Annotated in this window: 7 protein-coding genes; 5 read left to right on the top strand and 2 right to left on the bottom strand. The window is 47.5% G+C overall.

All coding sequences use genetic code 11. The features are described from left to right. Together AM1_RS02315 and AM1_RS02310 are read right to left on the bottom strand one after the other, a co-directional pair. A complete protein-coding gene (locus AM1_RS02315; protein WP_012161186.1) occupies positions 1 to 1,461 on the bottom strand; it encodes a DUF3084 domain-containing protein in 1,461 nt (486 codons plus the stop codon). Positions 1,462 to 1,486: 25 nt separating this feature from the next. Continuing rightward, on the bottom strand, positions 1,487 to 1,867 hold the full coding sequence (locus AM1_RS02310) for a DUF3110 domain-containing protein (RefSeq protein WP_010478141.1): 381 nt from the start codon (positions 1,865 to 1,867) through the stop codon (positions 1,487 to 1,489). A gap of 328 nt (positions 1,868 to 2,195) precedes the next feature. On the opposite strand from AM1_RS02310, the gene AM1_RS02305 reads away from it, so the two are divergent. The 5 genes from AM1_RS02305 (at position 2,196) to AM1_RS02285 (ending at position 11,666) form a co-directional block, all read left to right on the top strand. Next, positions 2,196 to 7,382 (top strand): translocation/assembly module TamB domain-containing protein, encoded by a 5,187-nt coding sequence (locus AM1_RS02305; protein ID WP_012161185.1) that lies wholly within the window; start codon positions 2,196 to 2,198, stop codon positions 7,380 to 7,382. Between the two features lie 6 nt (positions 7,383 to 7,388). Beyond that, the gene (gene pgsA, locus AM1_RS02300; protein ID WP_012161184.1) at positions 7,389 to 7,913 is read left to right on the top strand and encodes a CDP-diacylglycerol--glycerol-3-phosphate 3-phosphatidyltransferase; all 525 of its coding nucleotides are present in this window, start codon (positions 7,389 to 7,391) and stop codon (positions 7,911 to 7,913) included. A gap of 556 nt (positions 7,914 to 8,469) precedes the next feature. Beyond that, a complete protein-coding gene (locus tag AM1_RS02295) occupies positions 8,470 to 8,952 on the top strand; it encodes a hypothetical protein (RefSeq protein WP_012161183.1) in 483 nt (160 codons plus the stop codon). 686 nt (positions 8,953 to 9,638) lie between these two features. Next, positions 9,639 to 10,442 carry a photosystem II manganese-stabilizing polypeptide gene (psbO, locus tag AM1_RS02290; protein WP_012161181.1) on the top strand — a complete coding sequence of 268 codons (804 nt, stop codon included), beginning with the start codon at positions 9,639 to 9,641 and terminating at the stop codon, positions 10,440 to 10,442. A gap of 429 nt (positions 10,443 to 10,871) precedes the next feature. Beyond that, a complete protein-coding gene (locus AM1_RS02285; protein WP_010478152.1) occupies positions 10,872 to 11,666 on the top strand; it encodes an RNA polymerase sigma factor SigF in 795 nt (264 codons plus the stop codon). The last annotated feature ends 64 nt before the right edge of the window (positions 11,667 to 11,730 follow it).

The following is an 11,730-nucleotide window of genomic DNA, read 5'->3' as shown; positions in this document are numbered from 1 at the left end:
TTATGACGGCTCTGGAGCGTTACTTCGAAGAATGATTTGTTGATCTTTAATCGCAATTAGCTCAATGGCTAGTGGACCTGCGGTCAGTACTGTATTCGGAGTAATGGCAATAATATCGACAGGACCTGAATCGTTCCGATCTTTCAACGCCAAAATAAATCGGAATAAATCTACTTGTCGAAAGGTACCCACGGTACCTGTCAGGGGATCTGGCAAGAAACCGGCAACGATAGCTTGCCGATTGACGACCCTCAACAATTGCTCAATTTGGAGTAGGAGTTGCTCATCACTCACTTGAGCGGGCTGGACAGAAATTCGGGCAATTCGGGTATCGGCTTGGTAAATGACTCGGTTCGCAGCTAACTGAGGAACGACAAAGATGGTTCGTTCTCCTTGTAAATAACTGGCAGCCGCTAGAATTTTGACCACATAAGATTTTCCATCCCCTATGCGAATGGCCAGCCGCTCAACGTCAGACTGCCGCATTTGAACAACCTGCTGCTCATTCGGAAGGTCTGTCAGATTGGACAAGGCAATCGCACTTTGACGGGCTTGGGTGAGCAGCGTGTTGATGGCTTGGATCGCATCGGCTTTGGAATTAATGTCTTGAATCACCGCTGAGGTCAGGACTTGCCCAGTGCGAATGGCAATGGTGCCACGACGTAGCCCCAATAGGAGAAATTCGACATTTTTCTCTAAGCGTTCACGATTGGCTTCTAGGGCTTGAACGTCTTGTTGGAGTTGTTGACGTTGTTGATTGGCGGCTCGAAGTTCCTGACGCCCTTTTGTAATCGTTGTGGTTAACTCCTGCTTTTGAACCTCGACTTGGCGGAGTCGTGTTTGAGCTTGAGTAATCGCGGTTTCGAGTTTCCTTTTTTGAGCGTTAACTTGTTTGAGCCGGGCTTCAGATTGATTGCGCTGAACTCGGAGGTTTTTTTGTTCTGTGCGAAGGGATTGAATTTGCGATCGCAACTGTCTCGCTTGCCCCGCGAACTGAGTAATCTGCTGCTTGGACTGGAGAAAGCGCCTTTGGGTTTGCTTAAGTTGGCGTTCAATCCGCTTTTCTCGGGTAATCGCTTTGACCAAAGAACGATTGGCCGTCCTAAGGCGTTGCCGGGTCCGGCTAAGGCTGGTGCGGGACCGCGTGAGATTAACCTCAATGGAGTCCTTCTCTGCCTGGGTTTCCGCCAGTTCCTTTTGGACAATCCGACTCCGTTTCTGGATATCATCAAACCGAAACAGGGCATCCCGAAACTGTTGGCTGAAGGCAAATACAATCCCTAAGGTAAGGGCAGAAATCACTGCACCCGTCATGATCGTAATGACAATGGCAGTATTTTTAGGACGGAGGTTGAAGAGGCTGAGGCGAGCTTTGCCCACCTTCGAACCAATCCGATCGCCCAAAGTCGCGATCGCACCACCCAAAATAATAATGACAACAACTAGAAAGTAACCCAGCATGGAAACCCTTGCAGACCGTAACGGGTTAATCCAGCAGATTCTCTAAGCGACGACGAATTTGATCTAAATCATTAACATCGGCTTCCGGTTGATCCGGTTGCCAGTCTGTTTTATCGACATTAGCCTCTGGCGGTACAGCAAGGGAGCCCACGGGAATTAATTCCAGTTCTAAGCCCGCACTGTCGCAAAATGCTTCAATCTCTTCTTGATCAAATCCCTCCACCGTGGCTGCTGGAAAATCTTGAGCTTCCAGCATTAAGGCAAAGCGAGTGGCGTCGTCTTCCTCTTCAAAAGCCAGAACTACATCTTGTGTATAACTGCCTTCATCGGTGGAAACCTGCTTTTGTAAGGAGTGAATGCCCTCGTTCTCAGTTCCAGCATTAAATAACAAAACAAATACACGCATGATCCTGAGTTGAAATCTTATATATACCTTTTATCGACCACTAGAGGGTGCTGAACAAGAATAACATTTACCTCTATAATCGTTCTTTGTCAGGGCAATGATAACAAGGCTAACCCATGGTGAGTCAGACTCAACATTTGCTTGGGGGACAGAATATCTGAAGAGGGTTACTTGATTCAAATCATTTTTAATTCTGTTGCACTTTATAAATTGTTGAGGAACTAACCCTTAAAAAAGCCTTCTGTAATAAGGTTACAGTTCATTGATTCAGATTTTGAGTTAAAGGGCCCACTACTTATCTGTCAACGGTACCCCTCTGAGGGATGTCATGCCCCAACCTTCCCCTCCCGGGCAAGCTTCTCGTCCATCTCCTCCCCATCGACACTTCACTCGTCTTCACGTTCTGCTCATTGTAGTTGGGTTGTTACTGGCTGCGATCGCAGGGGTGAGCTGGTGGGTGTTGAGATTTATTGATGAAGACTTAACCCCCCTTGTGGCAGAGGAGCTGAGCAAAACTTTAAATCGGCCCGTCAAAATGGGGGAGGTACAAAATTACTCCCTCACCCATATTCGGTTTGGACCGTCGGAGATTCCGGCTTGTTCGCCCCAGCAAGGATGTGCGAAAGAAGACGCTGACTCCGCCAAAATGGAAGCTGTTGATATCCGGTTCAACCTGTTGCCAGTTCTCTGGAGCCGCAAACTGCCTCTAGAGGCAACACTGATCAAACCCCAGCTGTACCTCGACCAGACCCAGGATGGGGAATGGATTGCGACGCGACTTCGCTCTGGACCATCAAAGGCTTGGATTAAAGTCAAACTAAATCAGCTTCAGGTGCAGCAGGGAACGGCTCAGATTGAACCGGCCAACATCGAGGCTCGGCAATTTAGCCAGCTCAACGGCACCCTTAATTTCTCAACCCCAGAAACCCTATACTTCAATACCCAAAGCCAGGTGGATTCGGGGGGCCAACTTTCTGTTAAAGGGGCATGGCAATCCAAACAGAAAAAGTTAGAGGTGAATGCCCAAACAAAGGACCTCGTGGCTGCTCCTTTGATGGGCCTACTGCCCAAGCTTCCGTTCGAAATCAACAAAGGACAATTACAGGGGCAATTTCAGGTCAAACTGCTTCCCCAACACCCCGTAACCATTCATTCTGATGCCACCTTATCCCAAGGGGATATTTGGATTCCCAGGCAAGCCATTCGGGTCCAAGCCAACAACATTCGCACCGATGTTCGCATCGAGGTGCCCCCTCAGCGTCCGGTGGAGCTGAAGGGAGAGGCCTATATTGATGGAGCAAGGGCAGATGTTCCTGAAGATCTAATCCTCGATAACCGACGTCAGCGGCCTCGCCGTTTGTCCCAACTCCAGGGGACCGTTGATTTCCTGGGGCTCAAACAGCGGTTTCGCTTTGATCTCCAGGGACGGATGGGTCAAACAGGGCGACTGAAAGCTAGAGGCACTGCCTCCTTCCTAGAACAACAGACCAATATGCGCTTGCAGCTTCAGAATCTGCCAGCGCCCCTATTTGACCAAGCCTTTCAACTCCCCATCACCGCAGATTCGGGGCAAGTCAGTGCCAGCATTCGGGTAAAACTCCGTCCCAAACAGCGTCCGGATGTCCAAGGTACGGCCCTACTCAAACGTGTTGAGATGGGAATTGTCAATGTTCCTCAACCCTTCAGTCGTGTACGCGGATTTCTGCGATTTAAAGGAATCGCCGTGCGCCTAGAAGGGCTCAAGGGGGACTATGGGCAGATCCCCATGCAGGCTACGGGCTGGATCGACCCAGATCGCGGCTATAGCTTGGTGGGGCAGACAGAGTGGGTAGCCGCTCAACCCACCCTGGAAACCCTCCAAGTCACAGGTTTACCGTTTCCCGTGACGGGACAGTTCAAAGGGGATAATCTCCGATTTGATGGTGCCATTGACCAACCCATTTTTTCGGGTTCAGTTCAATTGGCAAAGCAACCAAAGGTGGATCGGGTACCGTTTAAACAACTGACAGCTCAGTTCCAATTGGCTGATGCCTTGCTAAAAATGGAGGACATCAAAGCTGAGCCCACGGCAGGGGGACAGTTTCGAGGGACAGCACGCTTTAACGTTGAGCCAGGGGGACAGTTATTAACCCAACTTGAAGCCAGCAATATCCCCGGGAATGGGATTGCCCAGTCCTACCAAGCCGATCCGGGTTTTCCCTTGGGTCCCCTCCAAGGACAGATTAAGATATTTGGTCCCCCAGACGATATCCGTACCAATGTCGATTTTCAAGCTCTGAAGGGACAATTCCCGACTAGGGGAAATGTTTTTGTTCGCGATAGCATTGCTCAACTCAGACGGATTGTCACTCAGATTCCGGGGGGAGAACTGCGGACCCAAGGTCAGATTAAAGATAATCGGGTCAACGTCACAACGACGACGTCAGGAGTAGCCCTAAAGGCTTATACCCCTGATGCTCGGGGACTCATGACGGGACAACTTAGGATTACTGGACCTTTTGATGGCTTTAGCGTCAATACAGCCAGAGTAAAAGGGCAGGCCCGCTTTTCTGATGGGATTGCCATTGTCTACGATCCCATCGCTGCCCAACTGCGATGGGATGGACAGCAAATTTTGGTGGATCAAGCCACAGCCCCAGGGTTTTGGTCTCAAGGCCAAGTGGGCTTGGATTTTGACACGCCCCAAGGTCCTCAGCTGACGACCCTTAATCTGGCAGTCCGTTCTCGGGGTTACGATTTGGGATTATTTCCTCCCTTTGGCCCTACACAGGTCAAAATGGCGGGGCGAGCCAACCTCGTGGGGCAACTCACGGGGACTGTGGCGGATCCCTATTTAGAGTCCACAGTACAAATCAATAACTTATTGGTCGGAGGGATTCCCTTTGAAAATCAACTCAAGGGCAAGATGCTGTATGGACAGCAGGCCAAGCTAGATTTACGCGTATCGGGACAACGAGATCGCATTAACCTCGCATTAAATTCCAATCAATTACCCACCGCCTTTGATATCCGTCGCGATCAAGCCTGGGCGAAAGGCAAAACGGAGCAGGGTAAGCTAAACCTTGCGTTTCAAGAGGTTCCCCTCGCAGCCTTAAACTGGAAGCCCGTTGATAACCTTGGGCCGATCTCTGGCCTCTCATCAGGTGAATTCTCGCTTAATCCCACCACCTATGCGGGGGCTGGCACCCTTGCGGTGACCCGTCCTGCCCTGGGCAAATTAGTGGGCGATCAATTTTTAGGTCGGTTTCAACTGACGAGCGATACCATTCAGTTGCAACAAGGTGAATTACGCGATCGCAACAACCTATACCAGCTCCAAGCCAACGTTATCCCTGGCATTAATCCCAAATTTTCAGGGACTCTCAACATTCGCCAAACCGAAATTGCCGATTTGGTCGCTGCGGCAACATCCCTCAATCTCAACCCATCAGCGCTTCCAGATCAGCCTCGAGGGAAAGCCAAAGATGTTGAAACCCTTCCCGTTGGCTCCGCCCAAGAGTCTTTAATGATGCAGCTTCGCCGCCTGTCTGAGTTAGATGCCTTGGCGACGCAACAACAAGCTGACGCTCCTCCAGACCCTCTATTTCCCGATTTAAATGAATTATCCGGTAAGCTGGCAGGCCGACTACAGTTTTCAGGGTCTCTACAATCAGGTCTAGATACTCGTTTTGCGCTGCAGAGTAAAGCCTTGAAGTGGGGGGACTATGCCATTGATCGTATTACGGCACAAGGGCAATATACAGATGGCAGCTTAAAACTCCGGCCTTTGTTGGTGGCAACGGGAAAACAGGAAGCCAAGTTCCAGGGAACGATTGGTCTTCAGCAGCAGTCCGGCCAGCTAACCCTAAAGAATTTACCTTTGCAAGGACTGAATCAATTTCTCGATTTGCCCTTTGAGGTTGCGGGTACGGTGAATGGAACGGCAACCCTTGCTGGCACTTTAGCCGACCCACGTCTCCAGGGTGAACTGAATTGGGATGAGGCTAGGGTGAATACCCTGGCACTCAATCAAGCTCGAACAACCTTTGCTTATAACCGGGGGCGATTGACCTTTGAGGGCGGCTCAGAGGCTCTTCCCTTCAGATTTACAGGAAATATCCCCTATCAATTACCCTTGACTGCGGTGGGACCGGATAGTGATGCCCTGGACGTATCTCTGAAAGTGAAGGATGATGGCCTATCTCTGATTAACTTATTTACAGATCAGCTTAATTGGGTAGAGGGTCAGGGAGAAATCGATCTCAATGTCACTGGTACCCTAACCCAACCTTCCATGCAGGGGAGTATCCAGTTAAACCAGGCCACACTGACATCTGATCTATTATTTGAACCCCTCACCAACGTTACCGGAACCATTCAATTCGATCGCAATCAATTACGGATTAACCGCCTGATTGGCCTCTATAGCCAGGGCGAACTGGAGGCTTCGGGCAGCCTCCCCTTATTTGTTTCCGAGCCTCCTCCCTCTTCTGCATCGCTGCAACTAGCGCTTAAAGCCCTCAAACTCAATGTCAAAGGACTGTATAAAGGTCAAATTGATGGCGATCTGAAGATTTCTGGCTCCCTGCTAGCCCCTCAATTGGGGGGCGTAATGGCCTTAACCAATGGCCAAGTTATTTTGGCTGATGTCAACGTGGCCTCATCTAGTGCTCCAGGCCAATTTGGACAAACCACTCCTCTGGAATTTAACAATCTGCAAGTTCAGCTCAATAATAATGTTCGGGTTACTCAGCCCCCCTTGCTTAGCTTTGTTGCGGCGGGTAACGTCACTGCGAATGGTTCGGTGAATGCCCCTCGTCCTGCCGGTAGGATTCGATTTCGTCAGGGGTCTGTCAATCTATTTACTAGCCGTTTTCGGATTGATTCGCGTCGAGATAATTTTGCCGAATTCGATCCGAGCTTGGGGTTGGATCCTTTTCTTAGCATTGGCATGGTGACGACCGCCACAGACATTGCTGGAGGGCGGGCCACGGAACTGAATGAGTTTGAGGACCTCCCTGCAGGCCGAATCGGGGCCATTGAATCGGTGCGCGTCCGGGCAACAGTGGAAGGACGGGCTAGTGAGCTGGTCAATAACTTTAATCAAGTGGTGCAGTTGACAAGCACGCCCAGCCGTTCGGAGGGAGAAATCCTAGCTTTGTTGGGGGGGAGTGTTACCAATAATTTAGAAGATGGGAATACTGAACTTGCCTTAGTTAACTTGGCTAGTTCGGCATTTCTAACCGGATTTGAAGGATTATTCTCCGATGCCTTGGGAACACGGGCCAGCTTCCGCTTGTTCCCCGTATTAATTCCCAATGATGACCAAGATCAGTCTGTGTTGGCATTTGGAGCCGAATTGGGTTATGACGTGACGGATCGATTCTCCGTGTCGGCCTTGCAAATCTTAACGGGACTAGATGAAGCCACTTTATTTAATGCGAGTTACGACATTAATGAACAACTACGGGTGCGAAGTGCTATCAGTACTGATGGAGAAGCTGTTGGCATTCTCGAATATCGCATTCGTTTTTGACACCCTATGACCCTTGCCACTTGGATCACGATTTCCCGATTGTTTGCTCTACCCTTTTTGCTCTATGGTTTACAGGACGGTATTGCGGAGAATTTCTCTGCCCGCTGGATTTGTTTAGCCATCTTTATTGTGGCTGCTAGCACTGACTGGTTAGATGGTTATCTGGCCCGTAAATTCGATCAAGTGACCGATCTGGGAAAATTCCTCGATCCCCTTGTAGATAAGTTACTGATTTTGGGCCCCTTAATTGCACTAGTCGAATTAGGCCAGATCCCTGCTTGGAGTGTGGTGATTATTCTGACTCGAGAGTTAGCCATTGCTGGATGGCGCGTCCAGCAAACCCAAATTTCAGGAGCCAATTGGTGGGGCAAAGTTAAAACTGTTCTGCAGATTATTGCCGTCTCTTTCTTAATTGCACCTTTGTCAGGGGTGTGGGTACCCGTTTCCTTAGGAATTTATGCCGCATCGATATGCCTAACAGTCGTTTCTGGCATTGTATATATACTGCCTCAATCACCTTCTGTCCAATAACGAGGGGTGTTATGAAGGAGAAAAATTTCCACAAAGATCTTGGATTAAAAGTTAATAATATTTTAATTTTATCGTAATTTCAGTATTTCCCGTAGCACCTTCTTTTCCAAGATATAAATAGTCAGAGGTATATAAACGAGTTTGAGTTGTATATTTACCTTTTGTCTATGTATAAGAAGTTATCTGAGATATGAAAAGCGTTCGTTTTTTTCTCCGCAAGATTACGGAACGAGCGAACTATTCGGTTTCTGTAAAGCTGATTATAAAAGGCTTATGTGAATTTACGGAAGTATTTTTCCAGTGATCCTACGGAAGATATTTCTGTGAGGGTAGAGCAAGATATTAATAGTAGATTCGTATTTCTTAGACAAACTGTATACCTCACTGCATTTAGAGAAAGAGCCGTTCTTGTTCATTTGTTTTGCAGCATTTAGGTTTTCAGAAATAGTCAAGTCCCATCGTCTCGCTCATATCGTCACTTCACCTTATTAATCATATGAAAGTTATCCATTCACATGATAATTCCGGCAATTCAGAGAACAAGCAGCCTATTGAGATGCTGAAAGAAGGACAACTATTATCCTTATCCGAGAGCTACCCTGCAGGACTCATTCTGCAAAAACCTTATTATGCTGAGTATATTGGTCCGGGTTCAGCCGTAGGTGGGATGTTTGATCTCCAGTGCGTCACGATTCACCCTTTGGGCAAAGCTGAACTCAGTACTCCTGAGACGTTGGATGAGCGCCAAAACGCGTTTCAAAGGAGAATGGAAGATATCGAACAGATGCAGCTAATTTGTGAAAAAGATCTACCCATCGAACGAGCAGTTGCAGTACTTGAAATGCTAACTCAGCATTTTTACCAAGATGAGATCCAAATGATTCCCAATGAAGTTTTGGCTAAGCTGGTGGGGGTTTTACCTTCAACAATGGCGACAGCTTGGAAACAATTATCGACTGGTGGCCGCAAGCCAAGTGCCCCTTCACAGTCCTCTGCTCCTGAGCCCAGTTTTGCGTCCCATGAGGTGGCGTTTGCCTAGGTTGACAGCATTGCTCTTTCAAAAGACTCGATGATATGTCAAAGCAGAATTGGGTGAGGCAACTGACTTCACCCAATTCTGCTTTGACATATCAGAATCACCAGCACTTCTATTGTTTAGCGTTTTAGCTCCAATCGATAGAGGTGCTGGTGATTTTTGTAGGGACTAGGTCTGGAATTGTGAGTTGAAGCGATTGGGGGATCAATCAAGTATCACCAATATCTAACTGGGAACAGCCGCTAGTAAATAGATATCATTCACTAATATATATGCTGGCAGGATAGCGAATTCCCATCTGACTCCCGGCAATCTCTGTCGCAAATTAAACACATGATTTCTAAAACCAAGCATAGTAAAAGCGTCAACGCCGTGTACAATGCTCTATGAGAGAGGGAATCCTTCCTGCGATCGCAGAAGACCACCCATCAATTGTATAGGTGGTTTTTTTCAAGTGGAATCTACAAAGGTTCTACCCTTCTCCTAGACGATTTCTTCGGTGCACTTGCACCCAGAGCATAGCACTTACATCCCTAAAGTGCAGACTCTGCGAAGGTCATCGTTTTATGACATTACCGATAGAAATTATTGTTGGCTCTAAAGCTAAAAGTCTTACCAAACATGGTCATCAGTGCCTTGATGGCAATCTGGCAAGAATTAACATAACTTTTGATACTAGAGGGTGATCAATGAGATTTCGCACTTTAATCGTTACTTTTTTAGCGGTCTGTCTGGGGGTTTTCTCAGTCAACGCCAAAGCTTTGGCAGTTGTACCCAGCTCTATGACCTACGACCAGGTAAAAGGCACTGGTCTGGCTGATAGCTGCCCAACCCTTCCTACAGGCACCGGTGACACCATATCAGTCGGAGGCTCTGCCTACATTACAGATTTGTGTTTCCAACCCACTTCTTTCTTCGTGAAAGAAGAGCCTAAGAACCCTCGCCAAGAGGCCGAATTCGTGCCTGCGAGCGTTATGACTCGGAAAACAACGACCCTTGAGCAGATTGAAGGACCTTTATCTGCTGATGGCGGCGGTTTAACGTTCAAAGAAAAAGACGGTATGGATTTCCAAGCTATTACCGTACAAATTTCTGGCCGTGAACGGGTACCCATGCTGTTCACCGTCAAGGAGCTTCTAGCTTCTGCCTCCGGTAGCTCCATCGCTGACGGAACTAGCTTCTCTGGAGAGTATGCTGTTCCTTCATACCGAACTTCAGGTTTCTTAGATCCCAAAGGTCGGGGTGTTTCCACAGGTTATGACAATGCTGTCGCACTACCTGCTTCTGCAGATGCTGACAAGCTAAACCGAGCCAATGCCAAGCGCTTTGACCTCACCAAAGGTAGTATCTCCATGGATGTTGCTTCTGTTGATAGCGAAACTGGAGAATTTGGTGGCACCTTCGAAAGCGAACAGTTTTCAGATAGTGACTTAGGTGCTATTGACCCCTTAGAAGTGAAAGTCCGTGGAATTTTCTATGGTCGTGTCAACTAAGAGATTCTATTAACTTGAACATTGAGGGTTATTCTGTAACCTAAAATATACATTCAAAAAGCAGGTGTGTTTTAATCAAACGCACCTGCTTTTTTATGTCTCAATTTAGTGAATAAGGCAACTGCGTATTCTTACTGGCCCCATCTATACTAAGGAAATTTTTATTGAATTGAAGGGAGACCAGGATTTGATCCTACACACTTCAAATTCCCTTCTATCAATGGTTTATCGAGAACTTCATCCTCCCAGACGTAAGGGGAGAAGATAGATAGATAAGGAATGTTAAGGAGTGATCAACAAAGTTCCGTGGATTTGCTGATGTCCGTTTATCCTTTGACTTCTTAAGTTAATGAAAGGTTCGAAATCGTTTTCTTCTCCTCAGAACTCTGAATTAGAACGGACTTAAAAACAAATTCATATTTTTTTGACATGACCGCAACTCTTACTAATAATCTTAAAAGTGAAAGCTTGGAGTTATTGCAGCAGTATCAACAGTCTTCATGCACTGAGTTGCGAAATCGCCTCGTACAGATGAATTTGGGATTAGTCAGGAGAGAGGCTCATCGCTGGGTTGGCCATTCCACTGAAAGTTTTGATGATTTAATGCAGGTAGGTTCCCTTGGCTTAATTCGAGCCATCGAACGGTTTGACCCCTTTAAAGGACATGCCTTTAGTTCCTTTGCAGTTCCCTACATCCGAGGAGAGATTCAACATTATCTGCGAGATAAAAGTCCTCAGGTTCGGATCCCTCGCAAATGGCACGAACTCCAACGGCAGGCCATTAACGTGACCCGGGAAATGAGGGATGAATTACAACGGCAACCTACGGACGTTGAGGTAGCTGCAGCCTTAGACATTTGCCAAAAGGAATGGCAAGAAGTAAAGCTGGCATCTTGCAATCGCTCAGTTTTAAGCCTTGATGCTCCAGTTCATAATTCTGAGCAAGAATCCATGTCTTTGGGTGAGCTACTGCCTGATCGCCACTATCATAGTTTTCAGCTCGCTCAAGAAGATCAAATTCGATTGCGCCAAGCCTTATCTAAGTTAGAAAAGCGAACTTCGGATGTCCTAGAGTTTGTCTTTTTCCATGACTTAACTCAAAAGGAAACAGCTGAAGTCTTGGGTATCAGTGCGGTGACGGTCTCTCGTCAAGTCAAGAAAGGGTTAGTTGCTCTCCGCCAAATGTTGAAAGGCTCTGAAGAGACAGCAGAGAAAACCGTTTAGATTCCCTAGCTTTTAATCTAACGGGGCTTGATCTTTGCTGTGCTGGGGTATGATGCCAAAGTTG

It is taken from the genome of Acaryochloris marina MBIC11017, assembly GCF_000018105.1.
Taxonomy (GTDB): Bacteria; Cyanobacteriota; Cyanobacteriia; order Thermosynechococcales; family Thermosynechococcaceae; genus Acaryochloris; species Acaryochloris marina.
The sequence above is the reverse complement of the archived record's forward strand: the minus strand, read 5'-3'. Positions and strand labels throughout refer to the sequence as shown.